At 61.4% G+C, this 17,870-nt stretch carries 18 protein-coding genes; 16 read left to right on the forward strand and 2 right to left on the reverse strand.

Annotation, left to right across the window (positions count from 1 at the left end; genetic code table 11):
- Nucleotides 1-31: 31 nt before the first annotated feature.
- Complete coding sequence (locus EQG79_RS13545) at nucleotides 32-403, forward strand: hypothetical protein (RefSeq protein ID WP_129601837.1); 372 nt, start codon at nucleotides 32-34, stop codon at nucleotides 401-403.
- A 7-nt stretch (nucleotides 404-410) separates the two neighbouring features.
- Here EQG79_RS13545 and EQG79_RS13550 read toward each other — a convergent pair whose 3' ends face one another.
- Together EQG79_RS13550 and EQG79_RS31615 are read right to left on the reverse strand one after the other, a co-directional pair.
- On the reverse strand, nucleotides 411-824 hold the full coding sequence (locus tag EQG79_RS13550; protein ID WP_129601838.1) for a helix-turn-helix domain-containing protein: 414 nt from the start codon (nucleotides 822-824) through the stop codon (nucleotides 411-413).
- Nucleotides 825-847: 23 nt separating this feature from the next.
- Nucleotides 848-1,129, reverse strand: a complete 282-nt coding sequence (locus EQG79_RS31615) for a helix-turn-helix domain-containing protein (protein ID WP_129601840.1) — start codon at nucleotides 1,127-1,129, stop codon at nucleotides 848-850.
- A gap of 160 nt (nucleotides 1,130-1,289) precedes the next feature.
- Between EQG79_RS31615 and EQG79_RS13560 the strand changes: the two genes are divergently transcribed.
- Genes EQG79_RS13560 through EQG79_RS13635 form a run of 15 tightly spaced genes read left to right on the forward strand, consistent with a single transcriptional unit; the run spans nucleotide 1,290 to nucleotide 17,853 of the window.
- Complete coding sequence (locus EQG79_RS13560) at nucleotides 1,290-2,165, forward strand: hypothetical protein (protein ID WP_129601842.1); 876 nt, start codon at nucleotides 1,290-1,292, stop codon at nucleotides 2,163-2,165.
- Nucleotides 2,162-2,353, forward strand: a complete 192-nt coding sequence (locus tag EQG79_RS13565; protein ID WP_129601844.1) for a hypothetical protein — start codon at nucleotides 2,162-2,164, stop codon at nucleotides 2,351-2,353. The genes EQG79_RS13560 and EQG79_RS13565 overlap by 4 nt, the downstream gene beginning before the upstream one ends.
- Nucleotides 2,331-4,910, forward strand: a complete 2,580-nt coding sequence (locus EQG79_RS31215; protein WP_206445586.1) for a hypothetical protein — start codon at nucleotides 2,331-2,333, stop codon at nucleotides 4,908-4,910. Before EQG79_RS13565 ends, EQG79_RS31215 begins: the two co-directional genes overlap by 23 nt.
- A gap of 1 nt (nucleotide 4,911) precedes the next feature.
- Complete coding sequence (locus EQG79_RS13580; protein WP_129601846.1) at nucleotides 4,912-6,837, forward strand: hypothetical protein; 1,926 nt, start codon at nucleotides 4,912-4,914, stop codon at nucleotides 6,835-6,837.
- Nucleotides 6,838-6,855: 18 nt separating this feature from the next.
- On the forward strand, nucleotides 6,856-9,426 hold the full coding sequence (locus tag EQG79_RS31220; protein WP_206445587.1) for a hypothetical protein: 2,571 nt from the start codon (nucleotides 6,856-6,858) through the stop codon (nucleotides 9,424-9,426).
- Between the two features lie 2 nt (nucleotides 9,427-9,428).
- Nucleotides 9,429-9,902 (forward strand): hypothetical protein, encoded by a 474-nt coding sequence (locus EQG79_RS13590; protein ID WP_129601847.1) that lies wholly within the window; start codon nucleotides 9,429-9,431, stop codon nucleotides 9,900-9,902.
- 5 nt (nucleotides 9,903-9,907) lie between these two features.
- Nucleotides 9,908-10,327 carry a hypothetical protein gene (locus tag EQG79_RS13595; protein ID WP_129601849.1) on the forward strand — a complete coding sequence of 140 codons (420 nt, stop codon included), beginning with the start codon at nucleotides 9,908-9,910 and terminating at the stop codon, nucleotides 10,325-10,327.
- Nucleotides 10,328-10,352: 25 nt separating this feature from the next.
- Nucleotides 10,353-12,284 carry a right-handed parallel beta-helix repeat-containing protein gene (locus tag EQG79_RS13600; RefSeq protein WP_129601851.1) on the forward strand — a complete coding sequence of 644 codons (1,932 nt, stop codon included), beginning with the start codon at nucleotides 10,353-10,355 and terminating at the stop codon, nucleotides 12,282-12,284.
- A gap of 6 nt (nucleotides 12,285-12,290) precedes the next feature.
- Nucleotides 12,291-12,938 carry a hypothetical protein gene (locus EQG79_RS13605; RefSeq protein ID WP_129601853.1) on the forward strand — a complete coding sequence of 216 codons (648 nt, stop codon included), beginning with the start codon at nucleotides 12,291-12,293 and terminating at the stop codon, nucleotides 12,936-12,938.
- A gap of 33 nt (nucleotides 12,939-12,971) precedes the next feature.
- Nucleotides 12,972-13,361, forward strand: a complete 390-nt coding sequence (locus EQG79_RS13610; RefSeq protein WP_129601855.1) for a hypothetical protein — start codon at nucleotides 12,972-12,974, stop codon at nucleotides 13,359-13,361.
- A gap of 1 nt (nucleotide 13,362) precedes the next feature.
- Entirely contained in the window at nucleotides 13,363-13,884 is a 522-nt protein-coding gene (locus EQG79_RS13615) for a hypothetical protein (RefSeq protein WP_129601857.1), read from the forward strand.
- A complete protein-coding gene (locus tag EQG79_RS13620) occupies nucleotides 13,881-14,318 on the forward strand; it encodes an N-acetylmuramoyl-L-alanine amidase (protein ID WP_129601859.1) in 438 nt (145 codons plus the stop codon). The genes EQG79_RS13615 and EQG79_RS13620 overlap by 4 nt, the downstream gene beginning before the upstream one ends.
- Nucleotides 14,315-15,187, forward strand: coding sequence for a glycosyltransferase family 9 protein (locus EQG79_RS13625; RefSeq protein WP_129601861.1), 873 nt, complete (start codon nucleotides 14,315-14,317; stop codon nucleotides 15,185-15,187). Before EQG79_RS13620 ends, EQG79_RS13625 begins: the two co-directional genes overlap by 4 nt.
- A gap of 54 nt (nucleotides 15,188-15,241) precedes the next feature.
- Nucleotides 15,242-15,844 carry a hypothetical protein gene (locus EQG79_RS13630; RefSeq protein WP_129601863.1) on the forward strand — a complete coding sequence of 201 codons (603 nt, stop codon included), beginning with the start codon at nucleotides 15,242-15,244 and terminating at the stop codon, nucleotides 15,842-15,844.
- A complete protein-coding gene (locus EQG79_RS13635; protein ID WP_129601864.1) occupies nucleotides 15,844-17,853 on the forward strand; it encodes a hypothetical protein in 2,010 nt (669 codons plus the stop codon). The genes EQG79_RS13630 and EQG79_RS13635 overlap by 1 nt, the downstream gene beginning before the upstream one ends.
- Nucleotides 17,854-17,870: the final 17 nt, after the last annotated feature.

Raw genomic sequence — 17,870 nt, forward strand, 5'->3', positions numbered from 1 at the left:
GTGCGTTGCATCACTAAACGCCCCTTTACGTATGTTGCAGGCTTGGTTTTTATTTGGAATCCTGTCCTTTTCGGTAGCAACGGCTTACCTATGGCAAGAGGGAGAGTTCAAAAAAATGAATCTATTTGATTTTTTTGACTACTCGTTTCCAGCAATTATGTACGGTCCAATTGGCTTTATTTATTTGCTGTATCAAATGCCAACGCCATACAACAAATACAAGAAGTATGGTGCAATGCTGGTAATTGTTTCCTTTCTATTTATTTCGGTAACTGAGGGAACGAAGGAGTTTATCGGCTGCGTGTGTAAAGATGGATGGAGAAGTCCCTCCACGGGGCGAGGCACTTGCTCTTGGCACGGAGGGATTGACTACTACGATTACAAGTACTGGTGGGATAAATAAGAGTCTTTTAGTCCTCAATGCGCTTCTCACGGTACTCAATGTATAGATCACCACCCAGCGCATTGAATAGATCACCCAGCGTCTTCAACCCCAACTTGCGCCTACCCTGTTCAATGTTGCCAATGACGGGAGCCGGATAGCCGATGGCCTCCCCTAGTTCGGCCTGAGTCATACCTCGAAGCTTCCTAAGGGATGTGATCAGCTCCGGCATGGCGTCAGGTGTATTAGATAGCCGCAGCCCACCACCCGGCAGCAACTCACCCGGTATGTTGATCTCCTCTACTTCAAAGGCCGGCGTATCTACATTGTCGTTACTGGCTTCGCTTGACCAGCCCGGCCCACCCGACTGCATCCGGTCGGCTAAAGTGCTACCCTCGTCTATCGGGTCATCAATATCTTGTTCTTCGTTTGGCTCATTCATACGCTAGTACGTCTTTTCTGTATCTAATCCCTCCTATCTTCTTGCATCCAGGCCAACAATTCCGATGATTTAAACGAAAGTCTATTGCCCCTTTTAAAGTGAGGTATTTTTCGTTGAGCTACCAAAGCATAAACCCTAGCTCGGCTGAGCCTGGTAATCTCTGCTGCAGCCCGAATACCTATAATGTCGCTAACAGGACTAGGCGTGTTAGTCTGTTGGTATTCTTGCATCGCTAACTTAACAGCCGCGTTGATTATTTTGGTTAAATCCTCCACTCTGAGTGGCGATAATAATATATCGTGCATTGTTTTATTTTGTTTTGGTTGTCAACTAATATCAATTTAAATCAACTATCTACGCAACCATAATGATCGACTGGATAGTTCCCCGTTTGGCATTTGTTGAAAATCTTTTGACAGGGGGGCTGTCAACATAGCCGGGGCGCGGGCATCTAGTTTTGCTTCCATGCTCACGCCCCGGTTTTCCATCCTCAAGCGCAGCGGCTCCCAGGCAGGGATGAAGCTCAGCGACCTGACGGGCGACTACCACGCTACCAACAATCCCGGTGGCTGGTGGCCGCCGGCTCCGGCGGGTCAGTCGCTGCCGTCCAACCGACTCAATCCCACCCGCGCCGAGTCCGCCGTCCTGCTGGTGGTTACCAACGCCCGGACGGGTGACGAGATCGGCCAATATGAGCTGCAGCGTGACCCCGCCGACTCCACCCCAACCTACATCGTTCCCTTTGCCCCCACCGATGGCGTCTACATCTTTACGATGCTGGTCAAAGCCAAAGCGGGGCAGGCCCGGCCGCTGTATTCCTACAGCCTGACGCGCCCCGCCCAGACGGGCATCACCCTCTGGGTGCGCAGCGACGGAGCCTGGATCAACACCGAGTCACTGGTCGTCAGCACCCCATCCGGCCGGCTGTGGCAACTCGACGCCACGCCCCAGATCATTACCGAGTGGCGCGAAATCAACGGGGCAGGTCAGATCGTAGCCAGTGCGCCGATCCTGGCCGAGCAGACCTTCGCCGATCCGACCGCCAGCATGACGGGTTCCGTCGAAGCGGTCGTGGGTCGAACCAGCCTCACCCAGCTCATCAGCCGGAGCCTGGAATTTAAGCTGGGCCATATCGCGGCCAGCCTCTCCTACGACAGCGCGAACCTGCCCCAGATCAACCAGCACCGTCAGACGATGACCAACCGATTTACCCTAGCTGACCGGGGGCTGCTGGCCCTCGAAGCCGCCATCTCCCACCTGTCGGTATTCACGGCGGAGAAGGAGATGTTGCGGCTGCATCAGCTGGTGGACTCCATCAACCACATCAGCCCGGCCACATGAACGATCTGCTTGCGGACGGGTCATGGCCCGCCATACTGGCCTACATCATTCAGGAAGGCCGGCAAACTAAAGACCTGGATGTCGTCGTCGCCTACTCGGCCCGACGCTACCAGACCCCGTATCAACAGGCCGAGGCACTAGCCTGGGCGCAACAAAAAACTGGTTATGGCCTGCAACTGCTCCGATAACAACCCAGACAAACCCTGCGCCAAGTGCGGAGAGCCGGACGGTTGCGCCCCGGCCTACAGCCCCATTCAGCTGACGCCCGTGGAGCCCGACCTCTGCCCCAAGCCGGCGGATGCAACCACGGTGCAGTACTTCCGCCGACTGCTCGAACTCATCGCCCGGCGCAGTGCCGGCTCGGGCTCCGGTAGTGGCTCGGGTTCCTCGTCGGGTTCCGGATCGGGCAGCGGCCCGACGCCCCCCGTGGGCTGGCCCGACCCCAACCTGCTCGGCCCGCTGGGCTGGGAGCGGATGCCCGACGGCACCTGCCCCAAACCCCAGGAACTGCAGCTCATCGCGTCGGCCGACGTGTCGGGCACACTGGCCGACTGCCGAAAGACGGTGGACTACACCTTTTCTATCGCCGGCAAAACGTCCGGTCTGAGCTGGTCGGTGTCCCGCGACGGGGGCTACAGCTACCAGCCGGCCGCCACGACGCCCATCTTCTCGTTCTCTACCGCTGGCGGGGCCAGGGCCGACTGGTATCACTTCCGCGTCCGGGCCGACCACGCCGACGGGGCGGGCGTCTGGGCCATCGAAGTACACCCCACGACCGGGTCGCTGACCGCCACGCGGCTGGGTGCCTACGTCAACCGGCCCGCCGGCTGCGCCTTCAACCGCTGGCAGCTGGTGCTCCCGCTGGGCGTTACGCTGGTAGCCTCGGCCCTCACCGCCGACGCCGGCATCGCCATGACCGAAGTGGCACCGGGCGTCGTAGATGTGCGGGGGTTTCAGGGCAAGGTGACGGGTTTCGTCAGCCTGCGCTGGAACGGCCAGACGGTCAACGTGCCGGTGCGCCCCCTCTACGCGCTGGGCACGGGCTTCTTTGCCGGCCTGCTCAGCGAAGTACCCCTGCCGGTACTGACGCTGCTGACCTATCCGCTCTGTGACAACACGACCTGGTTTGCCGTCCGCGTGACGGGGGGTAACCTGGCCGAGCCGATCCAGTGGAGCCGGGGCGGCAGCAGCCTGACCGGCGGCATGACGGAAAAGAAACTGCCCAACGTGGGCGGGGCGGTTGGCGTGTCGGTCGTTACTGACAAGGGCACCCTGACGGCCAGCAAAGACCCCCTCGCCGGCAGCGGATCGGGCAGCAGCTCGGGTACGGGTAGCGGCTCCGCGTCAGGCACTGGCTCGGGCACTGGCTCGGGTACGGGTTCCGGTAGCGGAACAGGTTCAGGCAGCAGCAGCGGTTCGGGCTCCTCGTCGGGTTCCGGTTCGGCATCGGGCAGCGGAGCCCCGACGGTGCGCTGTAACTTCGGCTCCATCCGCAAGTTTGCCCTGCCCGACATCCTCACCTACTTCATTCCCATTGACGAGGTGTTCAGCGGCAACCCGACGGCGTTCCGGCTGGAACTGGCCGGCTCGGGCGGCATTGGCATCCCCCTGCCGACGAGCGACTACAGCTTACAGCTCAGCGTCGCCACCGAAGAGAATCCGGATGGATCGGTCGTGCTGGTGCGCTACCTGCAGATGGGCATCCGCACGACGGCGGCCGGCCTGGCGACCTACCGGCTGGTGGCGACCAATACCGCCGGCAGCGCGAACATTGAGTTTCCGGTTACGACCATCAGCCGCACCGGCTTTGCGGTTCCGAACCTGCTGCTCAGCATCAGCTCGGCGAACCGGGCTTTGTCGGCCTTTATCAACGACAACGCAGCCGTCACCCAGGCGTTCATCACGCCGGCCGGTACGTGCAACACGTCGGGAGCCACCCCGCCGACCCAGTTTGTCATCGACAACAGCCTGGCCCTGCCCTACCAGAAGAAGCTGACCCTGCCGGCCAAACCGCGTGGGCTCTATACGCTCTGGCTGGGTAACGCCAACGGCGGTGACGAGATCACCGTCTCGCTGCCGACGCCCGACGGCGCGGCCAGGGTGATGGCCGACTCACGGGAAACCTCGGGCTCGGGCTCGGGCTCGTCGTCCGGTACGGGCAGCGGCTCGGGTAGCGGCCCGGTGTATTACGCCATCGGCACCCCGATAGAAACCTCGGACCCCACCGCATCCGGCTCGGGATCGGGATCGGGATCGGGCAGCGGTTCAGGTAGTGGCAGTGGTACGGGTTCGGGCTCCGGTAGTGGGTCTGGGTCTTCGTCGGGCTCCGGCTCGGCGGCACCCCCCGCGTCGGTCAACCAGGTCGCCATCTGGCGCACGCCTGGCAACACGCCGATGTTTTTGATGCGCTCGGCGTCCACCTCGGGTAACCTGGGCATGGAAGGCTTCTGGTCACCGCTGGGCCTGTGGCTGCCGGTCGGTTACAGTGGCGAGTCGGGTTCCATTACCGACGCCCGCCCCACCGGCTTCGAGGACTTCCAGTACCAGTACGAGTACGGCGCGTCGGTGGGCGACTACCTCACCGCCCTCGGCGGCACGACGACCTTTCAGCTGCGCAAGGCGGGCCAGACGCTGCCCTTCCTGTCGGTTGACTTCTCGGCGGCCGGGCTGGGACTCAACCAGGTTAAGATCATTTACAGTGGCGACCAGGCCAACGAAATTCTTGTAGACGTTTTCACGTACTGATATGCCAAACGGAATCAAAAAACAGGTACTCGGCAGCAACGGCACCCCGACCGGGGAGTTCCGCTACTATACCGAATCGGTGGCGGGATCAGGGGTGTACGACGTGCTCATCCCCGAACCTTCGTCCATGACCCCGGCGCGTATCGGCATCCGGTCGCTGGCCCCCTACAAGCCAGAGCCGGTGCAGGTCTTCAACCCGCAGCAGTTCGGCGTGGGCGACTACTACCACCCCAACTTCACCTGCGCCATCGACTTCACCGACGGCAAGACGGTGCCCGAACGCAAGGCACTGGGCATAAACCTGTTCAACGCGCCGACGATGGACGACGCCCAGAAGGGAGCCCTGACCTTCGGGGAAGGGATGCTCTATATCACCGAGTCCACCTGCCATAAGGAACTCGAAGGGCCGGGCGTGTACGAGTCAAGCCTGCAGACGTACTTTCAAAAGATATGGCAGTACATCCCCGCGCTGGGCTACGGCATCGACGTGGGTATCAAGTACGCCATCTTCAACATCGAAACCAGCCTGGGCTGGGGCCGCGATGTGTACGGGCAGGGTGGCCACTGGGCCAAAACCTGGGATCAGGCGAAGAGCCTTTCGATTGTCTGCGAAAAGGACGGTGTCACCCGCACCCTAGAGCAGCTGCACAACCAGGGGCCAGCTGAGTGGGACCGCGAGTTCACCACGCGCCGGGCCAACCGGATGACGCTGCTGCTGCTGGTCGCCAGAGAGAAAGGCTACCCCGGCCTCAAGGTGTCTTTCGGAGCCAGCCCCTACCAGGGCCAGCCGCGCATCGACTTTGCCACGGGGAACAGCGTCTTCACCGACGGAGCGTGTAACGTCAACCACATCGGCGGATCGGGCAACGTGATCACGCTCAACCGGCCGGGGGGCGGCACCAGCACCTATACGATGGCCGGCAACCAGTGGGACTACGAAGACTTCGTGACGGGCTACTACTACGACTTTTACTTCGACGTCCCGGTGCGCCAGGACTTTATCGACATCTGGGTCAACAAGCTGCCCCACACCCAGAACTACCCCTACATCTGGTCGAAGATGGGCGTTCGCCACGTCTTCGCCGACGAGAAGGGCTATATCCAGCTCAACCGGCAGCGGATGCTGGCCCGCCAGGGCGTCGTGCGCCCCTTCAAACGGCAGGTCGAACCCATGTACGAAGCCAACGCGGCCGGCATCGTGGCCGGTCAGTGGGTCGAGGCCAACCAGGGCGGTGAGATATTCAGGGTGCCCCACACCCACCTGCAGAGCAGCATCCTGTATGCCGACCTCAACAAGTTCGACACCCCAAAGGTGTGGCAGCAGCCCTACGAGATGGACGCCTTCTACTGCGTGACGCGCTTCTTCGCCGGCAACGACGAAGGCTGGGGTTTCCATATGTTCCCCTTCAACTTCGCCCCCGAGAGTGTCCGCTTCCCCATCATCAACACCAACTACTACAAGCATGAGATGCACACCATTACGGCCATCCACCAGGCCCGTAAGCGGATGCAGCCCTACGAGCGGTACTATACCGGCTCGACGCTGGTAGAAGACCCCGAGGTGCAGATAAACGAGACGGGCAGCTGGTCGGCCTATTCGGGCACTGACGCCTACAACTACAACGCGGGCAGCTTCGGGGTGCAGAAGCCTTCGTTCATGCTGCGCTACAAGGCCGTGTCGGGCGGCTGGCATGTACTTATCGCGGGCGGCATGAACCAGGGCTGGACGACCGAGCGCACCGATCAGGTCCGGGTGCCGGGTGGGCTGCTAAACGGCAACAAGTTCCGCTGTAAGCTGCGCGGCCCGTCGGTTCACATCTTCGAGTTTTTCGTCCGCGACAGCGATACGAACCAGACCTACGAAGCGGTGCCCAACACACCAACCGGCTGGGAACGGCCCGGCTACGTGCCCCGCATCATCTCATAGTCAACTTTTGTCAACGCCATGCCACGCTATCAGCGCACCAATACCAACCAAGCTGCTTCGCTCACCGACGCGAACAACGCCTTCGTGACCATGCTCGACGGGGAAACGTCCGCGCAGGCAGCCGCCCGGCGCACGGCCAACCCAGCCCTGCCGGTGCTGCTCGACATTCCCATGCCCAGATGGCTGCTGGCGTTCCGGCAGACCTACGACCTGGCCACCCGCGCCCTGATCATCGAAGCCGCCCCGGCGGCCGGCGTGGACATCCGCGCCAAGATCAGACTCGTCAGCAACGCGGCCCTCGTCATGCAGTCGGGTGGCGGCCAGTCGCTGACGGCGGGTACGTACTACCCCCCCGGCCCGCTGGCGAACCAGAACCCCTTCACCCGCGAGTGGGGCTTTCTGCCTACGGTGACGGTTGGCTCGGGTGTACCCCAGCAGGAAGTCGAAGTGACTTTTCTCAACTTCACCACGGGTCAGGAGTTCTGGGTGCGCTGGACCCCGCAGCCGCTGAGCCGCTGGGTCGTGGCCGGCCCCAATGCCGCCATCGGATCGGGCAGCGCGTCGGGCACCGCCGGGGTGCCGGTGGGTCCGTCGTGGCTCAACGTCCGCTACACCCACTCGGCCTACTACGTCGTGCAGGTAGCCTCGCCGGGGCCGGTGCAGATGATGATTGAACGCACCGATGGCATCGCCATGACGCTCAACAACGAGAATAACCCCCTGCTGTTCTCGGGCGTCTTCTACCCCGCCGGACAAGTGCAGGGCCAGGGAGCCTACACCCAGGACTACCAGTTCCGGCCAATCCCGGTCAACGTCAGGGTGCGGCTCACGTTTAGAAACCAGTCCGGCCAGACATACTCTCTGGAACACCTGGCCACCAACACCTCTACCCCCACGCCGTTGCTGGTGGCGGGCGTGGGGGCCGGTAGTGGTTCGGGTACGGGTTCCGGCACGGGGAGCGGAACCGGCTCGGGTAGCGCGTCGGGCACCTCGTCGGGCTCGGGCAGTGCATCCGGATCGGGTACAGGTAGCGGATCGGGTCAGCTGCCGCTGCCGGCGGGTGGCTTTGTGGAGGGGCCGACGGTGGCTTCGCTGCTGGCTTACGCACCCTTTGCGCCCGGTGCCAACCAGTACCAGTCGTGGCCGACCGGCAACACCGAGCAGTACCTCAGTAACGGCACCATCGTCGCCGGCTTCGGCCGGGCCGTGGGAGCCAGCCTCAAGACGCTCCGCAAAGCCAATGGCCCCAACTGGGTCAACACCAGCTTCCAGGACAGCTCCATCTTCGAGGGCGTACTCTCCCCCGATACCGGGCGGTCGGGCGGCTTTTCGATCTACGGATTCCCCGATGGCGGACCCGTCAATCAGCAGACGGGCCTGAGCCCAAACCCCTACTACGAAAACGAGCAGAACAGTTCCATGCGCTCCGACGACACGGGCTGGAACCCCGTACAGGGGGGCAGCCGGGGGGCTCTGGATAGAAGCCCGATTCTGCACTACGAACGGCGTACTGTCAACGGCGTTGAATACATCCATACCGTCACCCAGCCCTACCAGTGGGCGATGTCGGGCATCCTGGGTAAGTGCAAGATACACGCCTGGTGGTGGCTGGAAGGGCCGGTCCTGCGCTACTATACGATCTTCGAGAACTTCCGCGACGACGTGCAGATGCTCTTCGAGGGCCGCGACCAAGAGTTTATCTTCTGCTACACCATCGGTGACCTGTGGCGGCATTTGTTGTACACGGGCAATGCCCCGCTGACAGACGGCAACCTGCAGGAGATCACGACGGTATCGCCCACCGAAGGGGGTGGACAGGATAACCAGACCGACACGGGCGAGTTCTTCGGCACCGAGCACTGGATCGGATCGCTCAACGGGGCCGGCAACGAAGGGGTATTCATCGTCACCCCCTACAGCACCGGCTTCCGGGGTAAACAGTTTCAGGGTCGCTGGGGCAATGCCGACACCAACGCCAGCAGCTACATCAACGCCAACATGACCAGCGTGATGGGCGATCTGCCCTACTGCTACGGGTTTACGGGCTACGTCTACGTCGGCAACCTCAATGAGTTTAGGGCGTGGCGCAAGGCAACCAACATCAACCCGCTGCCCTTCGGCTGGACGTTCGGCCCCGGCAAGGCCAACAACTGGTACGGCACCAGCTGCCCGGCCAAATTCGTGGATGGCAAGTACACCTGCACGATTGGCAAGATCAGAAACAACGGCCACCCCCTTGAGAGCAATATCGGCTTCGGCCGGTTCTGGTCACCCAAAGGGGCGTGGAAGGCCAGCGACTATTCGACCATCTACGTGCGGGGCAAAGTTACCGGCCTGACCAACCTGTGTTTGTTCTTCCGCCGGCCGGGCGATACGGCCAGCGACATCGACCTGAACCAGATTCCCTTTACGGTCGTCGGCGACGGGGTTACCCGCACCTACGCCATCACGGTCAGCACCAACCAGCGGTGGCAGCAGACGGGTGTGTTCGTGCAAATATGCATCGGAAACCCCGTACCCCGCGTGACCCGCGTGGGCAACGAAACCATGCAACTCGACTACGTCGGACCCATCAACCCAGGCAACTAACTATGGACACCTCCACGATTACCATTGAGCCCTCGAAGGCGGAACTCATGGGTCAGCTCTACGCCCTGGCCGAGCAGCTGGGGCTGGGCATTTCCGACCTGCGCTTTCTGACCACCGACCCGCCCCTGCCGGATGGCCCCGGCCCCACCCCCCTGCCCGATCTGGTGGACGGGCTGGGCCTGCGGGTGCAGCTGCGGGTGCAGAGCGGCACATTGCAGTACCGCTACCTCGACAGCCAGGACTGGACGACAGCCGGTGTCGTGGGCGGTTCGGGCGGGGTGCTTGAACCCGTGGACATCCCCATCTCCACGGTGGGCCAGACCAGCTTTGCGCTGGTCAACGAAGAGCCGCGCCGGTCGCTCTACCTCAACGGGGTGCTGCTGGGTAGCGACGAGTACACCATCGCTCCGCCGACGCTGACCTACTCGGGATTCTGTACACTCGACCCCGACGATACACTCACCTTAAAACCATAGAGCCCATGCCCGTCCGTGGTAAACAAATCGCCCAGGCCGTATCGGCCCTCCTGCCCGCCAGTGAGCTGGTCAGCCCAGCCGCCGGCACCGTCGGTGACTTTCTGAAAAACAACGTCCAGCGCACGGTGCGCTACCCGGCCATCGTCGCCACGCTGGACGCGGCCAAAGCCACCAACAGCACCCTGGCCCACAAACCCCTTTCCCTGCCCGTCATCAACGTGAACGGGGGTGACAGCAGCGGTGTCGTGGGCGACGGCGTCAAGACCGGCGCGTTTTATTTCTCGGCCGACTCGGGCGCGACCGCCCGCACCCTGGCCAACATGGCGGCCGGCGACAGTCTGTACGTCAACCCGACGGTGCTGGGTTATCCGCTCGACACCGACGACGTGCTGATCGTCTCGTACCGCGCCTACCCGGCGGCCTAATCCTCACCACTACGCAACCAAACCGATGGGAGTTCACACGAAACAACTAAGGGGTTACCACATACTTGACGACGAAACCGCCCTGTCGGCCTATAAGGGGTTGGTCAATCGCGCCATGCTGGCCTCGGGTCGGGCCTACACGTATGACCAGGGGGCAAGCGGCTCTCCGGATGGTGTGCTGACCCTGGGCGCAACGGGAAAGGGGTCAGGGCTATGGCGGGCCAGGGTGCAGCAGGCCGTCAACCTGCGCGACTACATTACCGTGCCGTCGGGGCAAAATGCCACCAGCCAGGTACAGAAGGCCGTCAACTACTGCATTGCCACCGGACGAAGCCTCTACGTGCCGGGCGGACCGGACATCTACATCGCCAACGTGCTGATCAATAATTCGCTGACCATCTTCGGCGACAGCAACCGGAGCGTGTTTGCGTTGGCGGAAGATGATGCGTATTGCTTTGTGATCGACACGCTGAACCAGACCTGCCTGCGCGACGTGTTCATGGTGTCACCGCCCAGCTATGGCCTGAATACCGGCGGCATGTACGTGACAGGTGGCAATAGCTATTCCGTCATTGACAACTGCTTTTTCCTGAACTGCCAGCAGAGTATCCACCTGCACAACGCGGCCTTCCAGACCATCAAAAACAACAGGTTTCTGGCGGGGCGGTATGGGGTCTGGGTAGAGAATCAGCCACACCCGGACGGCGGGGATAGCATCATTGAGAAGAATAAGTTCTGCGGCAACAGCCTGGCTTCGATTTTCTACCGCTCATCCGGTGGCTTGATGGTCTATAAAAACAAATTCCTGCCTCACAACGGAGTAGAGAATGGCGTTGCTTTTAACATGACGCTGGCCCCTGGGGCGCAGACGGTTGACTTGTTTATCCAGCAGAACAGCATAGAGTCGTACACCAACTACGGCATCATCCTGCAGATGGGGGCCGGCAGCCAGTTCTACGATGTACTCATCTCGCAGAACCAGATCGTTGACTACTCAGCCAACCCCACCAACACCAACATCGCCATCAATGGCGACGGGGGTACGCTTGAGAATGTCTTTGTTACGGACAATATTCTCAAAAACAAAGGGGATGCTATCTATGCCAACAATGTCAATGGCTTTTTGTCCACAGACAATATCATTGACTCGTTCCCAAGCCTGAACCTGACCAACACCAGAGCCTACAACCTGACCAATACGGTCACCAACCACAAGGTCTTCGGGAATATTCAGAAGCGACAGGCGTTGGCGGACATATTGCCCAACGGAGACGGCACCAACCTGGTGGCGTATGGGGCTAGTCAATCCCTGTCAAGCGGGCAGAAAGTCCAGGCCAGAACAAACATCGGAGCCATGACGGTGAGTGACCTGAAACTGTCGGCGGTAACGACAGGGTCAGGCGTTCAGTACGCTCCCATCCTCACGCTGCCCGGCTCATCGGGGGCCAGCTACGACGGCAGTATTGTAGAGGTCGCGCTGGGGGGCTACTCAAGCAACGCCAAAAAGGTACTGACGATAAACGTCGGGCAGCGGGATGCGTTCATAGCAAACGCAATCTGCCAGGGCGACAACGGGGCACCCGGTAAAGTTGTCGCCTACCAGAACGCCGACAACTCCACTACCCTGTACGCCGTGGTTGACAGCTATATGGAGGTTGGGGTGTTTTACATCAAGACCGTTCAGTCAACGCCGGTCACGACGCTGGCACTTAGCTCGTCAACACCCACGGGTACGCTCATCTACGACTCGTCAGTCACCAAGCCCAACCTGGAAGTCGGGTCCGACTTTGTACGGGCTGGCGGGAATATGATTCCTTCCGTTCTGGAAAAAGCGGGCGCACCGTCCACGACCGACATCCCCGACAAGTCATGGCGGCTGGTTGACAACACCAGCGATGGTAGCGTAAAGCTGTACTACAACAAGGGCGGCACACTCAAATCGGTAACGTTAAGCTAAACGCATATGCTCATTCTCAAACGCATCGGCCTGTGGGTGGCTAAAAACCCCATCGTCATCGGCCTCGCCCTGCTGGTCTGGGTCATGCTGGCCACCTACCAGTGCAACCGCAACGGGCAAAAGCTCACCGCCCAGCAGGACCGCAGCGACAGCCTGGCCCGCTCGGTTGTATCGCTGGCCAAAGACACGCTCGTCAAGGGGCGAACGATCTCCCTGGCGAAAGCCGACTACGCCCGCACCGACAGCGCGTGGAAAGCCGAGAAGCGCAACATCAAGATCAAGGTCGCCTGGCTACCGGGCCCGGCCCGCGTGGATACGGTCTGGAAAATCCTGCGCGACACGGGCCTCGACTCGTCCGCCAGTCCGATCTACCCCACCGAGCCAGCCCTGGCGACCGCCATTGCCCGGCTGACGGGGAGTGGGTATTCGGTGTATGATTCGGCGCGGCAGGCGGGCCTGACCCGCATGGCCCTGGAATACCGCTTTCTGCGCGACACCAGGGACGCCAACGAGCGGGGCGTGTCGATCTACCGGGGGCAGGTAGCCGCCCTGCTCGAAGCCCAGCAGTCGCTCAAAGACTGCCACCACTGGCTCTTCTGCAGCTGCGACCGCAAGGCGCGTCGCGTCGAACGTAAACTGGCCAGACCCGACTAACCCTCAACGCCATGTGCAAAACCACTTCAACCTGTGAGAGAGGAACTGCTGATAACCAGGATACCCCTGTACCTGGACGTACTGATTGTGCTATGCGCCTTCGTGGGTGCGCTGGTTCGGCTGTTCCGGGGCGAGGCTCTGACGTTCGTGGCCAGCGCGAAGGAGCTATTCTCGGGCTTCTGCATCGGCATGGCCCTGACGGCCCCGGCCCTGTGGGGCTTCAAGCTGCCGCTCTGGATGGGGATGCCCATTGCGTTCCTGCTGAGTCTGTTCAGCAGCCTGCTCGTCTCCATCGTGGAGAAGAAGCTGGGCGAATTGCGCGACATGAAATTTTCTGAGATCGTCAAGGTCGTATTCACCGAACTGATCGGCGAGATCAAGCGACTCTTTCCGGGTAAAACCAACAACACACCGCCGAACTGACATGGACACCTTACACCTCCTCTCCGTAATTACAGCCATCGGTGCCCTGCTGGGTGCCGTCGGCCTCGCTGTACTGGTCGGCATGATGGGCGACGAGCCCGGCCGCGAGATGCGCTTTCCCTGGACTGTCCGGGCGGGCACGGCCCTGCTGTCGGTGTCGCTGCTGGGGGTGTCGCTGAGTATCTTCCGCGCCCCGCCCCTGCTACCCTGGGCGGAGGCCGCGATGGTCGTGTCGCTACTGTGGCTCAGCGTAACCGGACTAACCCTTTACATGCGCCAGCCGATGACCCTGGAAGAGCGGGTCCGCTTTGTGGTGGGCTCCCTGCTGGTGGGGGCCGTCATCCTGGGGGCTGGCCTGCTGATCGAGTACGTGATCTACGAGATCAGCCAGAACAGTGCGCGGCAGGCCGAATCCCTCTCCAACCAAGAGGAGATAATGAACAAGATGGACACCACCCGGCGCGACCTGGATTCCATCAAGGCAATGCTGAAAGACTCCACCCATAGACAACCACACCCATGAGACAGATTGATCATATCGTACTCCACTGCACCGCTGGTCCGCAGAGCCAGACCATCGACGCGATTAAGAACTGGTGGAAGACCGGCCTCGGCTGGAAACAGGTTGGCTACCATATACTCATCAAGGCCGACGGCGAAGCCGTGCGGTTGGCCGAAGACGAGGTGGTGACCAACGGCGTAAAGAACCACAACGCCCGATCCATCCACATCTCCTATATCGGCGGGGTCAACAAGAACGGAGTGGCGGTTGATAACCGGACGCCGGCTCAGATCGCTACGCAGCTCCGGCTGCTTCGGGAGTACAAAGAGAAGTACCCTGCTGCCCGGATCGTGGGGCACCGCGACTTCCTGGTGCCGGGTAAGCCGGGCTACAAGTCCTGCCCGTCGTTCTCGGTGCGCGACTTTCTGACCAAACACGCCCCCGAGTTGCTATGAACTTCCCCTGTTACGTGTCGGCCGGTGGCCTCGGCGATTCGGTGTCGGGCCTGTACGCAGCCTGCGGACTCGCCGATCAGGGGGGCGAGGGCAACACCGTTGTCTTTCACACCAGACACCCCAGCTGGCTGGCGTCGTTCTCCCATCCCAACCTGGTGCTGGCTCCTCATCTGGATAACCAGCCAATGGGTCCGGACATGAACGAGGGCTACGACGCGCAGCTCCACTACGCCCAGTCCAGAAAGCAGCACTACTGCACCAACCTCGGCCGCCAGTACGTTATTGAGGGGGTGCGGCCGGCTCGCCCCCGCTACCATACCGAGCTGCCGTTTGTGCTGGAACCGAGCCTGTCGCCCTACGTGGTGCTGTCGCCCTTCTCGGCGTATTCGTCCAGGGCGTGGCCGCTGATGCACTGGGTCCGGCTGGCGATCCGGCTGGGCGAAGCGGGCTTTCATGTAGTGGTACTCGACAGCAACGAAGAGAAGATGGCTCCCTTTCAGCATACGGGTGCCAGCTGGTGGTTCGGGATGCACCCGTCCTGGGTGATGGGATGCCTCGAACACGCGGCTGCGGTGGTGGCCAACGACTCGGGCCTCGCCCACGCGGCCGGGCTGCTGGGCACACCGACCGTCGCGGTGATGGCGCAGCTGAGTCCGCTGCAGGTCTTTTCCCATACCGACGTGCAGGGGGTGATTCCCTCTGCGTCCTGTTCGCCCTGCGCCTGGCGCGGTGACCGGGGCTGGCGAAAACCGTGCGACGACCTGGGCTGCTCGGCTCTGCACAGCATCCCGGTGGAGACGGTGCTGCAGCGCACGGTCAGCATCACCAGGCCGGCGGTGTCGGCGCGGCAGGTTGCCCTGCAACAGTAGGACTTGTCAACTTTTGTCAACTGTTGTATCTTTCGGGAGCCAACCATCACGACCATGACCGACGTGCTCCCCCAGCCAGTACCCAAACCCGCTCTCGCCGACGACGATCAGCGCGATGCGCTGACGTTTCTCTCCGAGCGGATCGCCTTTCTCGAACACCGGGAAAGTGAACTCTCCCAGCTACTGGCCTACCTGGCCGAAGAGGCCGGCAGTACCGTGCTGCTGCGGCTGCAGTTCCACAAAAGGCGGCAGCTGCTGCACGACATCGCCGTGGCGGAGTACCAGCTGGAAAGTGAATGGGTGCTTTACTCGGCCAGCCGCGCCTGGCAGAAGGGCCATCCCAGGAAAGATCACGGCGTCAACACCCGCAGTCTGGGTAACGACAACGAGAAGGCAGCGCGGTACGTCATCTGGTTTCTGCTGCTGCGCTACGACCAGTACGCCAGCCGGTCGGTGCTGGAAGAGGAGTACGGCATGGGCGGCAGCCAGAACACGGTGGCCCTGCTGAGCAAGCTGCTCACCAAAGAAGGCCAGAAAAGCCGGATGGCTACCGTGGAGCGCAAGTTCCTCGAAGCCATCGGCTGGATACAGCCCGGCCAGCGGTTCGTTGCCACCGAGCTACCCGCCCCCGGCGAACCCATCAACCCCTGGAAATAATGAAGTCGCGTCGTCTCGAACGGGAAAAACAAAAGGCTGGCCTGCCCAGCAAATACGACAGGATACGCCCGGTCGAGCGCGACTACCTGACCCATCCTGACAGTGTGCAGGTCAAGTATCGGCCCGTCCTGCAGGCTCCCATTCCCGACCCGCCCGAGGAAGGTGAGGTAGGCACCGAGCGGGCGATCTGGTGGCAGACGCAGCTCTACCGCTGCAAATACGGATGGACCTACGAAGCCGAGGGCGAGACGCCGAAGTACTTCACCCCGGCCTACTACTTCTACCTCAACTTCGTCAAGGTTGAGATCAAGGACAAGAAGCGGGGCCGGAAGCGGATGGCACCCTTGTATTCGGACTCCGACCACCGCATCTTCAACTGGATATACAGCCTCGAAGCCCAGGCGTATTCGATGGCCAGAGACGGCATCGTCACCAAAGGGCGACGCAAACACTGGTCCTACATCACCCACTGCGGGGTGTTTCTGCACGACTTCTGCTTCGATACGGCCAGCCACGTAGCGATTGGCTACGACAGCAAGATAAGCCGGGAAGAAGGGCAGCGCATTTTTCAGGGGGCGTACAACTCGCTGCCCAGCTATTTTAAGCACGACACCCTCTACACGGAAAAAGAGGGCGAGCTGTCGAATGGCGAAGCGGTCTACGACGCCGACGGTCAGTTGACGGGCTACGTGGAGCGTAACACCATTATCTTTCGGGAGCTGGATAAAAACCCCGGCGGCCTGCGGGGTAGAAACCTCAAGCGGGTACTCCTGGATGAGATCGGCAAGTACCGCAACGCGATGGCCTGCGTGATCGCTACCGAAGATGCGCTGCGCGAAGGCCTCGACAAGCACGGCTCCCTGCTGGCGGGTGGCACGTCGGATGCCATCAGTAACGAATCGAAAGATTATAAGACGCTCTGGAAACAGGCCGACGTGCGGGGCTGGGGTCGGCTGTTTGTCAGCGCGGGCTGGGTAGCCCCCCCCTACTTTGATTATTTTACGGGCGTCTCCGACATCAAGGCGGCCGAAGCCGAGTATCGGGCCGAGCGGGATGCGCTGCTCAACGTCGGCGACGTGATGGGCTACTATGGCAAAATGCAGGAGAACCCCCTCACGCCCGAGGAGTGCTTCAACCCGCCCGTGCGCAGCCGCTACCCAGCCCACATCATCCAGGAGCAGGTGTTCTTTCTGCGCCAGTGGCCCACCGAACACTGGATCATCCGGGGTAGGCTGGACTGGGTCAACGACGTACTGGGTAATCACATCCGGGTGGACTTCACCGAAGACCCCAATGGGTCGTGGCACTTTTACCGCGACGGCTTTCCCCGCCGTGACCTGCCCGGCCTGGACATTCTCGGCGTCGATGACGTGTACCTGGACAAAGAGCGGGAAGAGGTGAGCGACGACGACTCGCTGCAGAGTATCGTCATCAAACGGCGCAAGGTGGATAAGCAGTTTGAGAACGATCTGTTCGTGGCCTACTACGAAGACCGCCACGACCGGCACGTCTTCGCCCGCGAACTCCACAAAGCCCTCTGGTTCACCAACGGCAAAGCCATCATCGAAAACAACGACAAGTTTCTGCCCGACTTTCTGCAGCGCAACAACCTGCAGGATCAGGTGATCTGGGTAAACGGCAAGATGGGTATCCGCAACGACGAGCGGACGATCCCCCACCAGCAGATGCTGGCCCAGGACTGGTTCGACGCGGGCGGTGCCAGCCGCTGCTACTTCGAGCGCATCCTGGACAGCTTCAAAAACTTCCGGTCCACCAACGACGACGTGGCTTCGGCCGCTCACCTGGCCCTGCACGCCGAAGACATCATCAAGGACCACCCCATCCGCACGGAAGCCGACGCCAAAGGCTTCGGCCTCAAGATCGGCACGGGCTACTCGCCCCTGCTGGCCAGGATGACGGGTCTGCAGGACACCGGCCTGAACGGCGAATCGGGTTCCCGGCTCGACGGCATACGCCGGATGCGTGAGCAGATGCGCCGGGTGGCGTAGTCAACCCTTGTCAACGC

Source organism: Spirosoma sordidisoli (genome assembly GCF_004138325.1).
GTDB classification, from domain to species: Bacteria; Bacteroidota; Bacteroidia; order Cytophagales; family Spirosomataceae; genus Spirosoma; species Spirosoma sordidisoli.

Bases quoted from the DNA above. Each gene is read 5' to 3' on its own strand.
- EQG79_RS13580 (WP_129601846.1), top strand. From the start codon at position 4,912: ATGCCAAACGGAATCAAAAAACAGGTACTCGGCAGCAACGGCACCCCG.
- EQG79_RS13630 (WP_129601863.1), top strand. From the start codon at position 15,242: ATGACCGACGTGCTCCCCCAGCCAGTACCCAAACCCGCTCTCGCCGAC.
- EQG79_RS13595 (WP_129601849.1), top strand. From the start codon at position 9,908: ATGCCCGTCCGTGGTAAACAAATCGCCCAGGCCGTATCGGCCCTCCTG.
- EQG79_RS13620 (WP_129601859.1), top strand. From the start codon at position 13,881: ATGAGACAGATTGATCATATCGTACTCCACTGCACCGCTGGTCCGCAG.
- EQG79_RS13635 (WP_129601864.1), top strand. From the start codon at position 15,844: ATGAAGTCGCGTCGTCTCGAACGGGAAAAACAAAAGGCTGGCCTGCCC.
- EQG79_RS13565 (WP_129601844.1), top strand. From the start codon at position 2,162: ATGAACGATCTGCTTGCGGACGGGTCATGGCCCGCCATACTGGCCTAC.
- EQG79_RS13615 (WP_129601857.1), top strand. From the start codon at position 13,363: ATGGACACCTTACACCTCCTCTCCGTAATTACAGCCATCGGTGCCCTG.
- EQG79_RS13605 (WP_129601853.1), top strand. From the start codon at position 12,291: ATGCTCATTCTCAAACGCATCGGCCTGTGGGTGGCTAAAAACCCCATC.
- EQG79_RS31615 (WP_129601840.1), bottom strand. From the start codon at position 1,129: ATGCACGATATATTATTATCGCCACTCAGAGTGGAGGATTTAACCAAA.
- EQG79_RS13550 (WP_129601838.1), bottom strand. From the start codon at position 824: ATGAATGAGCCAAACGAAGAACAAGATATTGATGACCCGATAGACGAG.
- EQG79_RS13600 (WP_129601851.1), top strand. From the start codon at position 10,353: ATGGGAGTTCACACGAAACAACTAAGGGGTTACCACATACTTGACGAC.
- EQG79_RS13545 (WP_129601837.1), top strand. From the start codon at position 32: ATGTTGCAGGCTTGGTTTTTATTTGGAATCCTGTCCTTTTCGGTAGCA.
- EQG79_RS31215 (WP_206445586.1), top strand. From the start codon at position 2,331: ATGGCCTGCAACTGCTCCGATAACAACCCAGACAAACCCTGCGCCAAG.
- EQG79_RS13590 (WP_129601847.1), top strand. From the start codon at position 9,429: ATGGACACCTCCACGATTACCATTGAGCCCTCGAAGGCGGAACTCATG.
- EQG79_RS13560 (WP_129601842.1), top strand. From the start codon at position 1,290: ATGCTCACGCCCCGGTTTTCCATCCTCAAGCGCAGCGGCTCCCAGGCA.
- EQG79_RS13625 (WP_129601861.1), top strand. From the start codon at position 14,315: ATGAACTTCCCCTGTTACGTGTCGGCCGGTGGCCTCGGCGATTCGGTG.
- EQG79_RS31220 (WP_206445587.1), top strand. From the start codon at position 6,856: ATGCCACGCTATCAGCGCACCAATACCAACCAAGCTGCTTCGCTCACC.